Origin of the sequence: Janthinobacterium sp. SUN100 (genome assembly GCF_030397705.1) — a bacterium.
GTDB classification, from domain to species: Bacteria; Pseudomonadota; Gammaproteobacteria; order Burkholderiales; family Burkholderiaceae_D; genus Janthinobacterium; species Janthinobacterium kumbetense.
This window is the reverse complement of the sequence record NZ_JAPUBU010000001.1, coordinates 562,498-579,833: the sequence shown is the minus strand read 5'-3', so window position 1 is coordinate 579,833 and position 17,336 is coordinate 562,498. Positions and strand designations below refer to the sequence as shown.

Below are 17,336 nucleotides of genomic sequence, written 5' to 3'. Positions count from 1 at the left end.
GCTGGCCCATTTTACTGGTCATGATCGTTTCCGAGATCATGGACCTTGCCGCATCCACCATCGTCAACGTCGGCGGACCTGCCCTGATCGAGTCGCTGGGCGCCAGTTCCGCCCAGATGCAATGGGTCATCGGCGGCTATGCGCTGGCACTGGGCGCCGGCCTGGTGCTCGGCGGCAGGCTGGGCGACCGCTACGGGCGGCGCGCCATGTTTCTATACGGCTTGGCCGCCTTTACCATCGCTTCGCTGCTGTGCGCCGTGGCGCCGACCATCGCATTGTTGATCGTCTTTCGCCTGCTGCAAGGGCTGGCCGGCGCGATGCTGTTGCCGCAAGGCTTGGGCTTGCTGCGTGAAAACTACCAGGGACCGGCCCTGGCCAAGGTGTTTGGCATCTTCGGCCCCATCCTGGGCCTGGCGGGCATACTCGGCCCCGTGCTGGGCGAGATGCTGCTCGAAGCGAACGTGTTCGGCCTGGGCTGGAGAGCCATGTTCCTGATCAATATTCCGATCGGCATCGCCTGCTTCCTGGTGGCGCGCCGTTACCTGCCCCACCGTCCGGGAGACCGCTCCGTCCACATCGACGTCCCCGGCGCCAGCCTGCTGGTGCTGTCGTCCGTGTTCCTCGTCTTGCCGCTGGGCGAGGCGGGAGCGTGGCCGGCGTGGGGATGGCCGATGCTGGCGATGGCCGTGCTGGGTTTCGGCCTGTTCGGCCTGCGCCAGTCCGCGATGGTGCGCGCCGGGCAGACGCCGCTCATCATGACGTCGATCTTCCAGCGCTCCGCCTACACGGCCGGGCTGGCCGGCATCGCCCTGTTCTTTTGTTCGCTCGTCGGCATGCAGCTGGTGCTGACGCTTTTCTTGCAGATTGGACATGGATTGACGGCGGGCGAAGCAAGTATTGCCAATCTGCCATTCGCTGTGGGCACGGCGTGCGGCGCCACCCTGAGCGGCGCCGTCCTGGCGGCCCGTTTCGGGCGCAAGGTGCTGCAACTGGGCGCCGGTGTCCAGCTTGCCGGCGTGGCGCTGCTGCAATTTGAACTGGGCAATACGGCGGCATTTTCTGCATGGCATGTCGTGCCCGGCATGCTGGTCTGCGGCATCGGCGCCGGCCTCGTGATCGCAGCCTTGTTCAGCATCATTCTGGCTGCGCTGGACAACAAGCAGATCGGCTCCGGTTCCGGCGTGCTGTCTGCCGTGCAATCGATCGCCGCATCGATCGGCGTGGCCCTGTTCAGCGGCGCATTTTTTGCCGCGCATCCCGCCCTGACGCCGGACCGGGCGCTCAGCGCCGCATTGACGATCCAAACCGGCATACTCATCGCTTTCATGGGCGTGACGTTCTTCTTTCCCACTGCTGCAAAATCTGAACTTGAGGTAAATCATGCATGACCAGCCAACACACAATCAAGCATTCGCAGCCGACGATCCCCGCGGCATGCACATCGCGGGCGATGTCATCGGCCGCCAGTTGCAGGATATCGCGATCCTGACGCGCGAAACGGCGTTGCACCTGAGCAACGCGATGGGCATCAACCAGACCGATTTGGCCCTGATGGAGCAATTGATCACGCACGGTCCTTTGTCTCCGAATGAGCTGGCCGCGCGCCTTGCCGTCACCACGGCGGGCGTCACGCTCGTCATCGACCGCCTGGAACGGGCCGGCCACGTGACGCGCGTGCGCCAGCAGGACGACAAGCGCCGCGTGCTCGTCCATCCCGTGCCAGCCTCGGTGGCGCAAACCTACACGCATATCGCGCCGATGCTCAACGGACTGGACGCGGTGCTGAGCGGCTTGTCCGCCGGCGAACGGACGACGATAGAACACTTTCTCCAGCAAGTGATCACGGTTTACCAGACCACTTTGCCAACCACAGCAGAAAAGAAAATCAAATGACGATCAAACGAAAAATCCTGATCACGGGGGCCAGCGTTGCCGGCCCGACCCTGGCTTACTGGCTGTCGCGCCTGGGCATGGACGTCACCGTTGTCGAGCGGGCGCCCGAGTTTCGCGATGGCGGACAAACGATCGACGTGCGCGGCGCAGGCAAGCTGGTGGCGCAGCGCATGGGGCTCGAGAGCGCCATCCGCGCCAAGACCACGCATGAGGATGGACTCCGGTTTGTCGACGCGCAAGACCGCACGCAGGCGGAATTCGGCATCGGGGCCTTTGGCGGCAACGGTCCCGTGGCCGAGCTGGAAATCCTGCGGGGGGAACTGGCCAAGCTGCTGATCGGGCATGGCCGCGACGCGGTCGACTACCGCTTTGGCGACAGCATCGCCGCGCTGGAAGAATTGCCGCATGGCGTCAAGGTGCGCTTCGAACAGGGCGGCGAAGCAGTGTTCGATCTCGTCATCGGCGCCGAAGGCGTCGGTTCGCATACACGCAAACTCGTGTTCGGGGATGAAGTCCAACGCCGCTCGTTCAAGCTGTACACGGCCTATTTCACCATCCCGCGCGCGCCGGGCGACGAGCGCCAGATGCGCTGGTTCAACGCCCCTGGCGGCTTGAGCGTGTGCCTGCGTCCCGATAACCTGGGCACCACGCGCGCCCTGCTGTCGTTCCAGGAAGCGCCCAGCGCCTATGAAAAACTGCAGATTGCCGAGCAAAAAGCCCTGCTGAAGCAGAAGTTCGGCGCCCTGAAGTGGGAAACGCCGCGCATCCTGGCGGCCCTGGATGAGGCCACCGACCTGTATTTCGACCAGATTTCCCAGGTCAAGATGCCGCGCTGGTCGAAGGGACGGATTGCCCTCGTCGGCGACGCCGCCTATTGCGCCTCGCCCATCAGCGGCATGGGCACGAGCCTGGGCATGTGCGGCGCCTACGTGCTGGCGGGAGAACTGGGACGCCACGACGATCATGCGCAAGCCTTTGCCGCGTATGAAGCGATCATGCGCCCGTATGTTGACCAGGCGCAAAGCGTGCCCACCTTCGCGCCGCGCCTGGCCTCGCCGCACTCGCGCGTGGGGATCGCCATCGGCCATGCGATGTTGCGCATGTCAAACGTGCCAATTATCAAGACGATACTGGCCAGGTTCCTGACGCCCAAGGCGGATGCCATCGCGCTGCCCGAGTATGCGAACATGGCCTGAGGCAGGCAGGCGGGCGGCGGGCGTTGGCATACACGAATTGTTGCCGTAATGCACTAGGCAAAATTACCTAGTCGATCGAAAGAAACTCCCAATTTTCGCCTTGGGAAGGAATGCGTAAGCTTGGCCCGAATAATAAAGGGTCACCATGAACGCCATTTCCATCCTGCATCGCGGCTCGCGCCGCCATCCTGCCGTCTTCTTTCCGATCACTACCTGGCTGCTGCTCCTGGGCATGCTGGCCTGCTGCGCCAGCGCCTGGGCCGCGCCCGCCACAGTGCCGTCCAAACCCGCCGCCTCGGCCGAGCTGATCAAGCGCGGCGAGTATGTCGCCCGCCTGGGCGACTGCGTGGCTTGCCACACGAGCCCGAACGGCGCCGCCATGGCCGGCGGCCTGGAATTGAAAACGCCGTTCGGCACCATCTACAGCACGAATATCACGCCGGATGCGAAGACGGGCCTGGGCACGTACACCTTCGCGCAATTCGACCGCGCCATGCGCAAGGGCGTGGCGGCGGACGGACACAACCTGTATCCGGCCATGCCCTACCCTTCCTACGCGAAGATCACGCCCGACGACATGCAGGCCCTGTACGCGTATTTGCAGCGGGGCGTGGCGCCCGTGGCGCAGCAAAACCGCGAAACGGACATGAAATGGCCGTTCAGCATGCGCTGGGGCTTGTCGCTGTGGAACGCCGTCTTCCTCGACGATGCGCCATTCAAGCCCGACAGCGCCAAGTCGGCCATGTGGAACCGGGGCAGCTATCTGGCCCAGGGGCTAGGCCATTGCGGCTCGTGCCACACGCCACGCGGCGTGGCTTTCCAGGAAAAAACCATGAGCCAGGATGGCGGCAGCGGCAAGCATTATCTGTCCGGCTTCACCTTCGACGGCTGGCATGCCGTCAATTTGCGCAATCTGTGGACGCCGGCCGACATCGTGCAATTGCTGAAAACGGGCCGCAACAGCTTCGGCACGGCGGCCGGCAGCATGACGGAAGTCATCACGCACAGCACGCAATACTTTACGGACGGCGACCTCGATGCGCTGGCGCATTACCTGCACGGCTTGCCGGCCAAGCCGGGCGCGCCAGTGCAGCAGAGCAAACCGGCGCCGGCTGTCGCGGCCGGCAACGACGCGCTGTACAACACGCGCGGCGGCCTCGGCTACCTGCAGTTTTGCGCCACCTGCCACCGCCGCGACGGCCGCGGCGTGGAAAACATCTTCCCGCCGCTGGCGCAGAACGATTCGGTGCAGTCGAAGGACGCCACCTCCGTCATCCATATCGCATTGACCGGCTGGCAGTCGGCCGTCACGCAGCAGTCGCCCCGTTCCTTCGGCATGCCCGCATATGACCGCCTGTCCGACACGGAACTGGCGGAAATCCTCACCTTCGTGCGCGGTAAGTGGGGCAACCACGGCGCGCCCGTCACGCCCGCCCACATCGCCAAGGTGCGCAAGGAGCTCAAGCTCAAGGCGCCGGATGCGGGCGGCTTCGTCACGCCCCGCTTCGCCGCCCTGACGGCCGACCCGAACGCCAGCCAGTTAATCCACGGCATGCAGCTGATGACGGAAACCCGCGCCCGCCTGCCGAACAACGTGGGCAACGACCTCAATTGCAGCAGTTGCCACCTGAATGGCGGCACCGTGGCCAACGGTTCTCCCTTCCTCGGCATTTCCGCCTTCTTCCCGGCGGAAGCGCCGCGCGCGGGCAAGGTCATCAGCCTGGGCGAGCGCATCAACGGCTGCTTCCGCCGCTCCATGCACGGCAAGCCCCTGCCCGTGGACGGCCCCGACCTGCAGGCCATGGTCGCCTACATCGACTGGATGAAGGGCGCCACGCAGGCCAACGACAAGGTGCCGGGACGGGGCGTGGCGAAGATCGACCGCAATCTGCTGCCTGACCCCGTGCATGGCAAAAAAGTGTACGCCGAGCAATGCGCCGTCTGCCATGGCGCGAATGGCGAAGGCATCCGGGGCGCCAACGGCGTGGTGGCTTTCCCGCCGCTGTGGGGCGAGCGCTCGTTCAATATCGGCGCCGGCATGGCCCGCACCTACACGGCGGCCGGCTTCGTCAAGGCGAACATGGTGATGGGCCACGGCCAGAAATTCCCGCTGGGGCAAGGCAACCTGTCCGACCAGGACGCCGTCGACGTGGCCGAATATTTTACCCACATGCCGCGCCCGGACTTCCCCGACAAGGTCAAGGATTGGCCGAAGGGCGGCAAGCCCAAGGATGCGCGCTACTGACGCCCCATCGCGTTCGTAATCTGCTACGCTCATGCCACGACCACGCCAAGGAGTCTTGCATGAGCAGCAACATCCACCACGCGGCAGCCGGCGGTTATGCCACGGCGGCCGCCAGCTACGTCAAGGGCCGGCCCGATTATCCCCCCGCAGTGTCGGCCTGGCTGCAGGATAGCCTGGGCCTGGGGCCGGGCGCCACCGTGCTGGACCTGGGCGCCGGCACGGGCAAGTTCACGCCGCGCCTGCTGGACACGGGCGCCACGGTGATTGCCGTGGAACCCGTGCCTGCCATGCTGGCAAGACTGGCGGCCGCCTTGCCGCAAGTCCAGGCGCTGGCGGGCACGGCAACGGCCATTCCCCTGCCCGACGCCTCGGTCGACGCCGTGGTCTGCGCGCAAGCGTTTCACTGGTTCGCCACCCCTCAGGCGCTCGATGAAATCTGGCGCGTGCTCAAGCCGGGCGGCAGGCTGGGCCTCGTGTGGAATCTGCGCGACGCCAGCGTGCCCTGGGTGGCAAGACTGGACGCCATCGTCAACCAGGCGGAAGGCGATAGGCCCCGCTACTACACGGGCGCCTGGCGCCGGACCTTCCCTCATGCGGGGTTTACACCCTTGCAGGAAACACATTTTTCCCAGGAACACACGGGATCGCCCGAAGACGTGCTGTTCAACCGCGTGCGCTCCACCAGTTTTATCGCCGCCTTGCCGCCGCAGGCGCGCCAGCGCATCGATGACGAGATTGGCCAGCTGGTCGCGTCGGAGCCGGCCTTGCGCGGGCGGGACAGCATCAGCGTGCCCTACCGGACGGCCGCCTTCGTGGCACAAAAACAGGCCGTATAGATGTCTAGTGAACAAGACACAGAACCGCAGCAGGCCGCCCGCCAGGCGGCGGCCCCGTCCGACACCTGGCTGGGCAAGCTGGGCCCCGGCCTGATCACGGGCGCGGCCGACGACGACCCCAGCGGCATCGCCACGTATTCGCAGGCGGGCGCCCAGTTCGGCTTCGGCATGCTGTGGACCGTCTGCCTGACCTTCCCTTTGATGCTGGGCATCCAGGTGATCAGCGCCAAGATCGGCCGGGTCAGCGGGCACGGGCTGGCGACGAATATCCGCCGCCACTATCCGAAATCCTTGCTGTACGCCATCGTCGGCTTGCTGCTGCTGGCCAATGTCATCAATATCGCCGCCGACGTGGCCGCCATGGGCGATGCCTTGACCCTGATCATCGGCGGTCCCACCCACCTGTACGCCGTCGGTTTCGGGCTGCTGTCCCTGCTGCTGCAAGTGTTTATTCCCTACCAACAATATGTACGCATCCTGAAATGGCTGACCCTGGGCTTGCTGGCCTATGTGGCCACCGTGCTGACCGTGCACATTCCGTGGGGCGAAGTGGCGCTGCGCACCGTCTGGCCCCGGTTCGCCTGGTCGGCCGCCTCGGTGACCATGATCGTGGCCGTGTTCGGCACGACGATCAGCCCGTACTTGTTCTTTTGGCAGGCATCGCAGGAAGTGGAAGACTTGCAGGCGGATGCCGGCGCGCAAGCCCTACGCCGGGCGCCGGAACAGGCGCCGCGGCAATTCCAGCGGATCAAGATGGACACGGCCATCGGCATGGGCTTTTCCAACCTGGTGGCCTTCTTCATCATGCTGACGACGGCCGTGACCCTGGGCGCGCAAGGCATCACGCATATCGACACGTCGGCGCAAGCGGCGTCCGCCCTGCGCCCCATCGCGGGCGAGTTCGCGTTTGCCCTGTTCAGCCTGGGCATCATCGGCACGGGCTTGCTGGCCATTCCCGTGCTGGCCGGCTCGGCCGCCTACGCCATGGCGGGCGCCTTCCACTGGAAAAACAGCCTGGAACTGGCGCCCCGGGCCGCCAAGAAGTTCTACGGCATCATCGTCACGGCCACCGTGATCGGCGCCGCCCTGTGCTTCACGCCGCTCGACCCCATCAAGGCCCTGTACTGGAGCGCCGTCATCAATGGCGTCATTTCCGTGCCCATCATGGCCCTGATGATGGTGATGGCGTCGCGCCCTGCCATCATGGGCACATTGACCATTTCGCGCCGCCTGCGGGCGCTGGGCTGGCTGTCGACCATCGTCATGGCAACGGCCGTGCTGGCCATGTTCACCACCATGGCGTTTTGATGCGCATCAAGTCCGTGGCTTGAGCATCCCTTCCACGATGCCCAGCACGGTCTGGCGGGGCAGCAAACGCGGCAACCAGGCCAGCAGCCGGTTGGGCCGGCCCGCCACATGGCTGCTGCGGCCCCGGTCCAGCGCGCGCAGCGCTTCATCGACGACGGCTTGCGGCGCCATGCGCTTGCCCACGGCCGCTTCAGGCGCGGCCACCACGTCGAAGAAGGCCGTGTCCGTGGCGCCAGGGCACAGGGCCAGCACGCGCACGCCGCGGCTGCGATTTTCCGCCCACAGCGCTTCCGAAAACGACAGCACGAACGCCTTGCTGGCGCCGTAAATCGCCATGTAGGGATCGGGCTGCAGGGCCGCCGTGGACGCCACGTTGATGACGGCGCCCCGCCCTTGGGCCAGCATGTGGGGCAAGGCGCAGTGGGTCAATTCCATGAGGGCCGTACAATTGACGGTGACTTCCAGCGCCTGGCGCGCCAGGTCGATGGTCTCGAACCTGCCATGCGTGGCGAATCCCGCGTTATTGATTAGTACATCGGGCGGCAAGCCCAAGGCGCACGCCTGTGCATGGGCGTCTTGCGCGGCGCCGGGCAAGCCCAGGTCGGCCACCAGCGCGTGCGCGCGGATGCCGTGGCGTTGGGAAAGTTCCCTGGCCAGGCTATCGAGCACGGCGCCGGAACGGGCCAGCAGCAGCAAGTGCGCGCCGCGCGCGGCCAGGGTTTGCGCAAAGACGCGGCCGATGCCGGACGAGGCGCCCGTGATCAGCACGGTTTGGTTGGAGTAGTCGTATGGGAGCATGGCAAACGTGTCGTAGTTGAGAGTGTTTCTAATGTAAACTGTAGACTTTAGTCCACGGTCAAGCGTGGAACGCAAAAAAGTGCGCATGGCCGCGTTGCATAGTCTTGCCGTACTAGCGTACTGTCTGCGCCTATACGCCTTGCCCTGCACATTTTTCACGTTCCACAAATGAGTAGAAAGTCAAAAAACTATGCGCATCGGTGAAATCACCCGCCTGACGGGCGTCAGCAAGGATACGGTGCGCTTCTACGAGCGCCAGGGCTTGCTGGAGGAAGCGCCGCAGCCGGGCATGACGAATAACTACAAGGAATACTCGGCGCAAGCGTTGCGGCGCATCGAGCTGATCGGCCACGCCAAGGCGCTGGGCTTTACCTTGAAGGAAATCGCCGAAGTCATTGCCGTCTGGCAAGAAAACGCACTCGATGCGCAGACCAAACGGAGCATGCTGGAAACGAAAATTGCCCAGATCGATGACAAGGCCCGTTCGATGGCCGTGCTGCGCGCCGGCCTCGTCGATGCACTGGCCAAGGTGGAGACGGGTTGCGACGATGCGGCGCCAGTGCATATGAACAAGAATAACGACAAGGAGTACCAATGAGCAACCATTACACGCAATACCGCCACCTGGCGCTCGAGGGCGCCAAGCCTGCCCCCACGGCGCAGCAGATCGCCGCCATCGAAACCTTGCTGGAAGCGCCCTTGCCGCCCGCCTTCCTGGCGTTCTTGCGGGTCGCCAACGGCGCCTGGTTCGATTACACGTGCGATGTGCCGGACGGTAATGGCGGCGTGGAAAAAATGGGCTTCAATACCTTTTTCAGCGCCGACGAAGGCGATTTCTGCGATGAAACCCTGGTCGGCGAAATCCGCGCCGCGCGCCAGCATGCGGGCATGCCGGTGCGCATCCTGCCGTTCGCCCGCGATGGCGGCAAGTCCATGCTCTACCTGGACTTGACGGAAGAAGGCGGCGGCCGGGTACTGGCCTATGTGCAGGAATTGCCGGAGTGGACCGGCAAGCGCGCCCACGGCCTGATGGAACTGGCGCCCTCGTTCGACGCCTGGCTGGACAGCCTGTATATCGACCGCGACACGGTGCTGGAGGAACTCGAACACAGCGTTTCGGAACCCTCCCACCTGGAAGCGATGGCGCAGTGGCTCGATATCGGCATGCCCGCCTGGCGCCGCGATGCGGGCATCGCCGCTTTATTTGCTATTAAACAAGTCGAACTGTGCGCTAACGAACAGGACTAGTCCTACGGGCATGGCCGCGCCTGTCCTATGGGTGTGCGCAGGCTGATGACTTAACATTGTCATCAGCTTGCATAAAACGCCATATTCGAAAGGATTTCCCATGCCTATCTCCACCACCAGTTCCCGTACCCCCTCCCTGAAAAGCGTGGCCATCGGCGCGGCCGTGGCGCTGTTGAGCGGGATCGCCATCAACAGCATCGCCGCCGCCGCGCCGGGCGCGTACGACAAGCAATTCCTCAGCAAGGCCGCCGATGCGGGCAGCACGGAAATCGCCGCCAGCAAGGTAGCGCAAAGCAAGAGCAGTAATGGGGAAGTGAAGCAATTCGCCGACGCCATGGTCACCGCCCACACGACAGTGGCTGACGCGCTGAAACAGTTGGCCAGCAGCAAGCAGATCGAGGTCAGCGACCAGCCGGGCACGAAACACAAGGCGCAGATTGACCGGCTGGGCCGCCTGGAAGGCCAGGCCTTCGACAGGGAATATGCGGCCACCATCGGCGTGGCGGCGCACAAGGAAGCCGTGAAACTGTTCACGGAGGCCAGCCAGAAGGCGAGCGATCCCGACATCAAGGCCTTTGCCACGAAAACCTTGCCGGCGTTGCAACATCACCTGGAAATGGCGCATGCGCTGCACGCGGCATTGGCGAAATAGAGCGCCATACGCGGGGAAATACTTGCAGTACGTGCTGTACAGCAAGTATTTCTGCTCTTGACATACAATGCGGCAACTTCGTTTTCGGCCATGCCATGACCTCATGCAGCTACTCAAGAAAACCGGCTTGATCGCCGCCGCCTTCCTGTTCCTCATCCTACTGGCAGGCTGGCTCTTCATCAAGGTGAGCGCGGCGCGCAATGCCACCGTGTATGCCCAGCAGTGGAACGACCAGGGCACGTGCGTGATCAAGACCTATGTGCCGCACTACGGCAACGGCGTGCCGAACAACATCGTGCGCGCGTTCAGCACGTCCACCTTCTTCCGCGTGTACCACAAGGATGGCACCATGCTGGAAAGTACGGAATGGGTGCTGGACATGCATGAAGACGGCATTCTCGACCATGCCCACTGGGGCCAGAACCGCGCCATCTACCCGACCGACCTGGGCTATGAAGGCTGGACCTTGCCCGAGTGCGCGTAAAAGGGGGAGCCATCATGCCACAGCAAAAAGGTCTGCGCGGCCCCTGGAGCGACGCCCCCTACCTTCCCACCCTGCACCATTTCCTCGGTCCCTTCGACGTGTATGACCGCGAAGAAACCCTGGGCGTGGAGCTGGATGCCTGGGACATGAACGATCCTGCCCAGCGCGCGGCGCTGATACGGCGCGACATCACGTCGCAATACAAGGAACTCAGCTACCGCCACCGCCATGCGCTGGTGGCCGTGCTGGCGCAGGCCTTGCAAGACCCTGATTACGATTTCCAGGCCATCCTCGAACATGACCCCGAAAGCACGCACGCGCTGCCGGCCCTGTGGGACGAAATGCACGACCCGCGCGCCTTCTTTGCCGATATCTACCGCCTGGTGCGGCAAGACTGGCGCGACGACCTGGCGCGCGCGGCGGCGGAAGACCCGGCCAGCTGGTAGCGCGGCGCACGCGCCACACTATCGACACGATAGGCTGCGCCCTCCTTTCCCCTATGAAATATCCATTGCGGCAATGTGCACGCGCCGTTGCAAAAACGCCCGTCTGAAAAAATATCTATTGCACCAGCGCATGCCCACTGGCATCGCGCTACCATGAGCCGTCGGCACTTCGATAGGCGCCGCTTACCGCGCCGGTTCCCCCGCCGGCTTCCCCCAGCCGCAATGTGAAGGAGATTCTCATGCCCAAGTTCGCCCCTGCCATGTGCTTGTCGCTCATGCTTGCCGCCGCTACCTTGTCCGGTATCGCCAACGCTGCCGAGGGCGGCGCCACGCGCGCCGACGCCGAAGCCATGGTCAAGAAAGGCGTGGCCTACATCAAGAGCGCCGGCGACGCCAAGGCGTATGGCGAGATCACGGCCAAGTCCCCGCAATTCATCCTGCACGACCTGTACCTGGTCGTGTATAAGCTCGACGGCACGGTCGCCGCGCATGGCGCCAACCCGAAAATGGTGGGCAAGAACTTGATCGACTTGAAAGATATCGATGGCAAGGCCTTCGTCAAGGAGCGCGTCGACTTGGCCAGGAGCAAGGGCACGTTCTGGCAGGAATACAAATTTACGAATCCGGAAACCAAGAAGATCGAGCCGAAGGTGATGTATTGCGAAAAGCTGGCCGAGACCGTCGTCTGCGGCGGCATCTACCTGTAGCCAGCCGCCGCGCCGCCGGCGCCGGGATGGTTGTCCGCTCTCTTGACGATAGGGGCTACATGTGAAAATCGCACAGAAGATGTTGATCGTCCCGGTGGTCGCGCTGGCTTGCCTGCTGGCCATGGGGGCCTTGTCCTACTTCGCCATGCAGCAGAACGAGCAGCGCATGCGCGAACTGAAAGACGTCACCCTGACGGCCGAGCGGCTTGCGAACCAGCAAGCTATTGCCCTGGGCCAGGTGCACGCCGACGTGTATGCGAAGATCGCCATCGCGGCCAGCCTGTCGGATGAGCAGTTCAAGCAATTCGGCGCGCAAACGGATGGCCAGCTGAACGCCATTGCGCAAGGCTTGCAGCAATTGCAGACATTCTCGGGCGCCGCCACGGAAGCGGGCCAGGCGCTGCCGGGTGTCGAATGCTACCGTGCCAGCGTGGCGCAGGCGCTGGACCTGGCGTCCATGGACCCGAATACGGGCGTGGCGGCGATGCAAAATGCCGCCACGCATTACCAGCAAGTGCGCGGGCAGTTGCGCCAGGTGCTGCTCAATCTCGACCACCGCACTGTCGATGCCTTGCAGGATACCAAGAATGCGGGCCAGCGCGCCGGCTGGCTGTCGCTGGGCACCATGGCCATCGGCTTTGCCCTGCTGGCCCTGATCGCCACCTGGATGGCGCGCTCCGTGGTGGGCCCCATCGACGAAGCTTGCCGCGCCGCCGAATCGCTGGCCGCCGGCGACTTGACCACGCGCATCGACGCCCGAGGCGACGACGAGGTGGGCAAGCTGGCGCGGGCCCTGGCCACGGTGCTGAAAAACTGGAACACTTTATTGGGCGACATCCGCCAGGCAGGCTCCACCATCACGGTGGAAGCGAGTGAAATCGCGCTGGGCAATGCGGACTTGTCGGCCCGCACGGAATCGCAAGCCCATTCCTTGCAGGAAACGGCGTCGTCGATGCATGCCTTGACGGATACCGTGCGCGAAAACGCCAGCCATGCGCACCAGGCCAACCAGATGGTGCTGTCGACGTCGAACGTGGCGCTCGAGGGCGGCCGCGTCGTGGGCCAGGTGGTCGAGACGATGGGCTCGATCAAGGCCAGTTCCGGGCGCATCGTCGACATCATCGCCGTCATCGACGGCATTGCCTTCCAGACCAATATCCTCGCCTTGAACGCGGCCGTGGAAGCGGCGCGCGCGGGCGAACAGGGACGCGGCTTTGCCGTCGTCGCCACGGAAGTGCGGGGCCTGGCGCAGCGCTCGGCCACGGCGGCGCGCGAAATCAAGCAATTGATCGAGGATTCCGTGGCCAGGATAGAAACGGGCAGCGAGCTGGCCGACAGCGCCGGGCGCACCATGGGCGATATCGTCGCCTCCGTCCAGCAAGTGACGGAAATCATGAACGACATCACGGCGGCCAGCCAGCGCCAGAGCAAGGGCATCGAGGAAGTCAACAACGCCATCACGGAAATGGACGAATTGACCCAGCGCAATGCCGCCCTCGTCGAACAGTCGGCCGCCGCCGCGCAAAGCATGCAGGACCAGGCGCATGATTTATTGCGCGTGGTCGACGCCTTCCGCCTGGGCGAAGGCGGCGCGCCGTTGCTGGCGCCTTAGCGCCGGTGCGGCATGGCGGCCCGGGCGCAGGCTTGCATGGCCTTGCCTGCCCCGACCAGCGCGGGGTCCGCGTCCCGCAGCAAGACATTGCCCATGCGGTATTGTTGATGGTAATCACCCAGCAGGGCTGAATACAGGAAAACCTGGTCTTGCCTGCGCCAGGCGGCGTGGTCATTGCTGCCTGGCGTAGCCGGGATGGCGGCGCTGAAGTAACTGTACAGGCCGCCCACCTTCTTCTTGTGCAGCCATTCCATCAATTGCACGATGCGGTACTGTTCCAGCAAGCTCAATTCGCTGACATTGACGCTCGACAAGGCGTAATACAGTTCCAGGCGGGCCATCCAGTTGCCCTTCCCGCCTGCCGCCGCGAGCGCATCCCAGGCTGGGCCGGCACGCAGCTTGCGCGCGTCATCCGGCAATGCCATCCACGCTTCCACAAAGGCCTGGTCCGGCACGGGGCCGTAGTCGGCGGGCGCGCGGCAGACGAACTGGCGCGCATCGGGCCCGTCTTGCGGGACTTCGTCGGCGATGTATCTGGCGATCTTGTCGCCGATGCCCAGCAGGCGCTTGCCATACCCTTCCAGGGTCCAGCTCGCAGGCAAACGCCCCAGCCAGGCCAGCGCATCGTCGTTGGCACGGGCCTCCACCGCGTAGGCGGCGATCCTGGCCTGCATCCTGGCTTCCTTCTGCTGCTCCGCCAGCTTAAGCGCCTCCTGCTCTTCGTCATAGCGGCTCGTGGTCTTGGCCAGTTGCACGCAGTCCAGGAAAGCCTCCGGCGCGCCCTGCCAACACTTGGCCGGCACCTTCAGCTGCCAGCGCATGCTGACGGTTTTCAGCACATAGTTTTCTTCGCCCTCCTCGCCCTTGAGATAGGCGCGGCCGTCCGCCTTCGTCACGCCTTTCGCCAGCTGCTTGCCGCCGGCCGTGCTCCAGGTGTACGGGTCATCGTCTTGCGGCACGCCGGGCACGGCGTACAGGGTCAGGTAGTGTCCGGCTGCGGGCGGCACATCGGCGGCATGGCTCAGCGGCGACAGCAGGGATAAGGTCAGTAAAGTTCTTTTAGGTAACAGTTTCAGCATGCAGCAATCGTCAATGAAGTTCGGTATGGCAGGCGCAGTCGTGTCCGCTGGCCGCCTCGGACAGGTTTTGCAGGATGGCGCAGTCTTGCGACGGCTGCGGCTGGTCGCACTGGTGGCGCAGGGTCACCAGTTGCTGCTGCAAGGTTTGCAGGTTCGCCATTTGTTCGGCAATGCGCAGGATATGGTGGTCGAGCAATTCATTGACGCTCTGACAACCTTCTGCCGGGTTGTTCTTAAATTCCAGCAAGGCGCGGATATCCGTCAAGCCGATCTGCAGCGAACGGCAATGGCGGATGAATTGCAGCCGTTCCTGGTGTTCTTCCCGGTACTCGCGGTAGCCGGCGCTGTTGCGGCCCGGTTCCTGCAGCAAGCCCGCCTTTTCATAGTAACGTACGGTTTCCACGTCACAATCTGTCCGTTTGGCCAATTCTCCGATACGCATGGCATCCCCTTTTTCATTCCAACATGCAAATTCCGCTTGACCCTGTAGCCGCTACAGGGTTTCTAATGGAAGCATACACGAAACCGGAAGGACGATGCGATGCCGCACGATAGCCATAACCATACCCATGCGCACGACCACAAGCATGCGCACGAACCCAGCCCTGCGCCCAAGGCGGCCAGTTGCTGTTCCAGCCAGCATGCGTGCTCGTCCACGCCTGCCGCCGCGTCCGCTCCTGCGCTGCCCAGCGCGGCCATCGCCGGCGCCAACACGGCCAAATACCGCATCGCCAACATGGATTGCCCCACGGAAGAGCGCTTGATCCGCAACAAGCTGGCCACCATGGCCGGCGTCGTGGGCCTCGATTTCAACCTGATGAACCGCGTGCTCGACGTGCACCACACCCTGCCTACACTGGCCACGGTGGAAGCGGCCCTGCACGGCATCGGCATGCAAGCCATTCCCCTGGAGGCGGACGCCGCCGTTTCCCGTAACCCGGACGAAGGCAGTCTCAGCGGCATGCAAAAGGGCTTGCTGGTCGTCTCCGGCCTGGCGGCGGCGGGCGCCGAAGCGCTGGCGTGGACCACGCATGCGGACAGTTCCCCCCTCGTCATCGCCCTGGCCCTGCTGTCGATCGCCACGGGCGGCTGGCCGACCCTGAAAAAGGGTTGGATCGCCCTGAAAACGTTCACCCTGAACATCAATTTCCTGATGAGCCTAGCGGTTTTCGGCGCCATCGCCATCGGCCAGTGGCCGGAAGCGGCCATGGTCATCTTCCTGTTCGCCATTGCCGAGCTGATCGAAGGCTTGTCCTTGAACCGCGCGCGCAATGCCGTGCAAAGCCTGATGCAGCTGGCGCCCGACACGGCGACCGTGGCCGACGCCAGCGGCGCCTGGAGCCAGGTGAACGTTGCCACGGTGGCCATCGGCACGCTGATGCGCGTCAAGCCGGGCGAGCGCATCGCGCTCGACGGCATCGTGCAAAGCGGCGAATCGTCCGTCAACCAGGCGCCGATCACGGGTGAAAGCATGCCGGTGGACAAGGCTGTGGGCGACGTCGTGTATGCGGGTACCATCAATGAACGGGGTTTGCTCGACGTCACCGTCACGGCCAACAGCGGCAACAGCACCCTGGCGAAAATCGTCAAGGTGATCGAGGAAACCCAGGGAAAACAGGCGCCCACGCAGCGCTTTGTCGATAACTTCGCCCGCTACTACACGCCGGCCGTCGTCGTGTTCGCCATCCTCGTGGCCGTGCTGCCGCCGCTGCTCTTCGGCGCGCCCTTCATGGCCTGGATCTACAAGGCGCTGGTGATGCTGGTGATCGCCTGCCCGTGCGCGCTCGTCATTTCCACGCCCGTCACCGTGGTCAGCGGCCTGACGGCGGCCGCGCGGCGCGGCATACTGGTGAAAGGCGGCCAATTCCTGGAAACGGGTTACCGCATCAAGGCCATCGCCGTCGACAAGACGGGCACCTTGACCATGGGCAAACCGGCCGTCACGGACGTGGTGGCCCTGGAAGGCAGCGACCGCGATGCCATCCTGCTGCTGGCCGCCAGCCTGGACGCCAATTCCGCCCACCCGCTGGCCGCCGCCATCGTCAAGGCGGGTCCGCCCGCGAGCAGCCACTTGCCCGTCACCCAGTTTGCCGCCCTGCATGGACGCGGCGTGCGCGGCAGCATCGATGGACAAACGTATTACCTGGGCAATGCGCGCCTGATGACGGAATTGAACGCCCTGACGCCGGAGCTGCAAGCCATCCTGGCGCGGCTGGAACAGCAAGCCTACACGGCCATGGTGCTGGCCACCTCGGCCGGCGCGCTGGGCGTGATCGCCGTGGCCGACGTGCTGCGCCCGACGGCGGCGTCTGCCATTGCCCGCCTGAATGCGCTGGGCGTGACCACCGTGATGCTGACGGGCGACAACTTGCTGACGGCCCAGCGCATCGGCGAAGAAGTCGGTGTCAGCCTGGTCAAGGCGGAATTGCTGCCAGAAAACAAGCTGGACGAGATCAAGGCCTTGCAGCAGCAGTTCGGCGTGGTCGCCATGCTGGGCGACGGCGTCAACGACGCCCCCGCCCTGGCGCAGGCCGACATCGGCTTTGCCATGGGCGCGGCCGGCAGCGACACGGCCATCGAAACGGCGGACGTGGCCCTGATGGACGATGAACTGGGTAAATTGCCCGAATTCATCAGCCTGAGCCAGCGCACGCGCAGCATCCTCGTGCAAAACATCAGCTTTGCCATCGGCATCAAGGCCGTGTTCTTCGGCCTGGCGCTGGCCGGCATGGCGACCCTGTGGATGGCCGTGTTCGCCGATGTGGGCGCCAGCCTGCTGGTGGTGGCGAACGGACTCAGGTTGCTGCGTGGCAGCAAGCCTAATTAAGTTCC

The 17,336-nt window shown here is 64.3% G+C and carries 17 protein-coding genes; 14 read left to right on the top strand and 3 right to left on the bottom strand.

The window, feature by feature from the left end; translation table 11 throughout:
* Positions 1–38: 38 nt before the first annotated feature.
* From O0881_RS02345 to O0881_RS02320, 6 genes are all read left to right on the top strand, one after another.
* Positions 39–1,388, top strand: coding sequence for an MFS transporter (locus tag O0881_RS02345; protein WP_289909935.1), 1,350 nt, complete (start codon positions 39–41; stop codon positions 1,386–1,388).
* Positions 1,381–1,893, top strand: coding sequence for a MarR family transcriptional regulator (locus O0881_RS02340; protein ID WP_099667977.1), 513 nt, complete (start codon positions 1,381–1,383; stop codon positions 1,891–1,893). Before O0881_RS02345 ends, O0881_RS02340 begins: the two co-directional genes overlap by 8 nt.
* Positions 1,890–3,089, top strand: coding sequence for an FAD-dependent monooxygenase (locus O0881_RS02335; RefSeq protein ID WP_289909933.1), 1,200 nt, complete (start codon positions 1,890–1,892; stop codon positions 3,087–3,089). The genes O0881_RS02340 and O0881_RS02335 overlap by 4 nt, the downstream gene beginning before the upstream one ends.
* A gap of 232 nt (positions 3,090–3,321) precedes the next feature.
* Entirely contained in the window at positions 3,322–5,334 is a 2,013-nt protein-coding gene (locus tag O0881_RS02330) for a c-type cytochrome (RefSeq protein WP_289911440.1), read from the top strand.
* 59 nt (positions 5,335–5,393) lie between these two features.
* Positions 5,394–6,170, top strand: coding sequence for a class I SAM-dependent methyltransferase (locus tag O0881_RS02325; protein WP_289909932.1), 777 nt, complete (start codon positions 5,394–5,396; stop codon positions 6,168–6,170).
* Positions 6,171–7,478, top strand: coding sequence for a divalent metal cation transporter (locus O0881_RS02320; protein ID WP_289909931.1), 1,308 nt, complete (start codon positions 6,171–6,173; stop codon positions 7,476–7,478). It begins immediately after the preceding gene.
* 6 nt (positions 7,479–7,484) lie between these two features.
* Here the strand turns inward: O0881_RS02320 and O0881_RS02315 are convergent, their stop codons facing one another.
* Complete coding sequence (locus O0881_RS02315; protein ID WP_289909930.1) at positions 7,485–8,276, bottom strand: SDR family oxidoreductase; 792 nt, start codon at positions 8,274–8,276, stop codon at positions 7,485–7,487.
* A 190-nt stretch (positions 8,277–8,466) separates the two neighbouring features.
* Here O0881_RS02315 and O0881_RS02310 point away from each other — a divergent pair, with 190 nt between their 5' ends.
* The 7 genes from O0881_RS02310 (at position 8,467) to O0881_RS02280 (ending at position 13,425) form a co-directional block, all read left to right on the top strand.
* Positions 8,467–8,874, top strand: a complete 408-nt coding sequence (locus tag O0881_RS02310; protein WP_289909929.1) for a MerR family transcriptional regulator — start codon at positions 8,467–8,469, stop codon at positions 8,872–8,874.
* Complete coding sequence (locus O0881_RS02305; RefSeq protein WP_289909928.1) at positions 8,871–9,524, top strand: SMI1/KNR4 family protein; 654 nt, start codon at positions 8,871–8,873, stop codon at positions 9,522–9,524. The genes O0881_RS02310 and O0881_RS02305 overlap by 4 nt, the downstream gene beginning before the upstream one ends.
* Before the next feature lie 100 nt (positions 9,525–9,624).
* Positions 9,625–10,176 carry a DUF4142 domain-containing protein gene (locus O0881_RS02300; protein WP_289909927.1) on the top strand — a complete coding sequence of 184 codons (552 nt, stop codon included), beginning with the start codon at positions 9,625–9,627 and terminating at the stop codon, positions 10,174–10,176.
* 103 nt (positions 10,177–10,279) lie between these two features.
* Positions 10,280–10,660 carry a hypothetical protein gene (locus O0881_RS02295; RefSeq protein WP_099667984.1) on the top strand — a complete coding sequence of 127 codons (381 nt, stop codon included), beginning with the start codon at positions 10,280–10,282 and terminating at the stop codon, positions 10,658–10,660.
* Between the two features lie 14 nt (positions 10,661–10,674).
* On the top strand, positions 10,675–11,106 hold the full coding sequence (locus O0881_RS02290) for a hypothetical protein (RefSeq protein ID WP_289909926.1): 432 nt from the start codon (positions 10,675–10,677) through the stop codon (positions 11,104–11,106).
* 239 nt (positions 11,107–11,345) lie between these two features.
* The gene (locus O0881_RS02285; protein ID WP_289909925.1) at positions 11,346–11,813 is read left to right on the top strand and encodes a cache domain-containing protein; all 468 of its coding nucleotides are present in this window, start codon (positions 11,346–11,348) and stop codon (positions 11,811–11,813) included.
* Positions 11,814–11,892: 79 nt separating this feature from the next.
* On the top strand, positions 11,893–13,425 hold the full coding sequence (locus O0881_RS02280) for a methyl-accepting chemotaxis protein (RefSeq protein WP_289911439.1): 1,533 nt from the start codon (positions 11,893–11,895) through the stop codon (positions 13,423–13,425).
* Here the strand turns inward: O0881_RS02280 and O0881_RS02275 are convergent.
* The gene (locus O0881_RS02275) at positions 13,422–14,504 is read right to left on the bottom strand and encodes a hypothetical protein (RefSeq protein WP_289909924.1); all 1,083 of its coding nucleotides are present in this window, start codon (positions 14,502–14,504) and stop codon (positions 13,422–13,424) included. The two genes, O0881_RS02280 and O0881_RS02275, sit on opposite strands and share 4 nt — an antisense overlap.
* A gap of 10 nt (positions 14,505–14,514) precedes the next feature.
* Positions 14,515–14,946 carry a Cd(II)/Pb(II)-responsive transcriptional regulator gene (gene cadR / locus O0881_RS02270; protein ID WP_034787498.1) on the bottom strand — a complete coding sequence of 144 codons (432 nt, stop codon included), beginning with the start codon at positions 14,944–14,946 and terminating at the stop codon, positions 14,515–14,517.
* Positions 14,947–15,045: 99 nt separating this feature from the next.
* Between cadR and O0881_RS02265 the strand changes: the two genes are divergently transcribed.
* Complete coding sequence (locus O0881_RS02265; RefSeq protein ID WP_289909923.1) at positions 15,046–17,331, top strand: heavy metal translocating P-type ATPase; 2,286 nt, start codon at positions 15,046–15,048, stop codon at positions 17,329–17,331.
* Positions 17,332–17,336 lie beyond the last annotated feature (5 nt).

Bases quoted from the DNA above. Each gene is read 5' to 3' on its own strand.
- O0881_RS02330 (WP_289911440.1), top strand. From the start codon at position 3,322: ATGCTGGCCTGCTGCGCCAGCGCCTGGGCCGCGCCCGCCACAGTGCCG.
- O0881_RS02335 (WP_289909933.1), top strand. From the start codon at position 1,890: ATGACGATCAAACGAAAAATCCTGATCACGGGGGCCAGCGTTGCCGGC.
- O0881_RS02285 (WP_289909925.1), top strand. From the start codon at position 11,346: ATGCCCAAGTTCGCCCCTGCCATGTGCTTGTCGCTCATGCTTGCCGCC.
- O0881_RS02295 (WP_099667984.1), top strand. From the start codon at position 10,280: ATGCAGCTACTCAAGAAAACCGGCTTGATCGCCGCCGCCTTCCTGTTC.
- O0881_RS02280 (WP_289911439.1), top strand. From the start codon at position 11,893: ATGTTGATCGTCCCGGTGGTCGCGCTGGCTTGCCTGCTGGCCATGGGG.
- O0881_RS02300 (WP_289909927.1), top strand. From the start codon at position 9,625: ATGCCTATCTCCACCACCAGTTCCCGTACCCCCTCCCTGAAAAGCGTG.
- O0881_RS02305 (WP_289909928.1), top strand. From the start codon at position 8,871: ATGAGCAACCATTACACGCAATACCGCCACCTGGCGCTCGAGGGCGCC.
- O0881_RS02290 (WP_289909926.1), top strand. From the start codon at position 10,675: ATGCCACAGCAAAAAGGTCTGCGCGGCCCCTGGAGCGACGCCCCCTAC.
- O0881_RS02320 (WP_289909931.1), top strand. From the start codon at position 6,171: ATGTCTAGTGAACAAGACACAGAACCGCAGCAGGCCGCCCGCCAGGCG.
- O0881_RS02265 (WP_289909923.1), top strand. From the start codon at position 15,046: ATGCCGCACGATAGCCATAACCATACCCATGCGCACGACCACAAGCAT.
- O0881_RS02315 (WP_289909930.1), bottom strand. From the start codon at position 8,276: ATGCTCCCATACGACTACTCCAACCAAACCGTGCTGATCACGGGCGCC.
- O0881_RS02275 (WP_289909924.1), bottom strand. From the start codon at position 14,504: ATGCTGAAACTGTTACCTAAAAGAACTTTACTGACCTTATCCCTGCTG.
- O0881_RS02340 (WP_099667977.1), top strand. From the start codon at position 1,381: ATGCATGACCAGCCAACACACAATCAAGCATTCGCAGCCGACGATCCC.
- O0881_RS02325 (WP_289909932.1), top strand. From the start codon at position 5,394: ATGAGCAGCAACATCCACCACGCGGCAGCCGGCGGTTATGCCACGGCG.
- O0881_RS02310 (WP_289909929.1), top strand. From the start codon at position 8,467: ATGCGCATCGGTGAAATCACCCGCCTGACGGGCGTCAGCAAGGATACG.
- O0881_RS02345 (WP_289909935.1), top strand. From the start codon at position 39: ATGGACCTTGCCGCATCCACCATCGTCAACGTCGGCGGACCTGCCCTG.
- cadR (WP_034787498.1), bottom strand. From the start codon at position 14,946: ATGCGTATCGGAGAATTGGCCAAACGGACAGATTGTGACGTGGAAACC.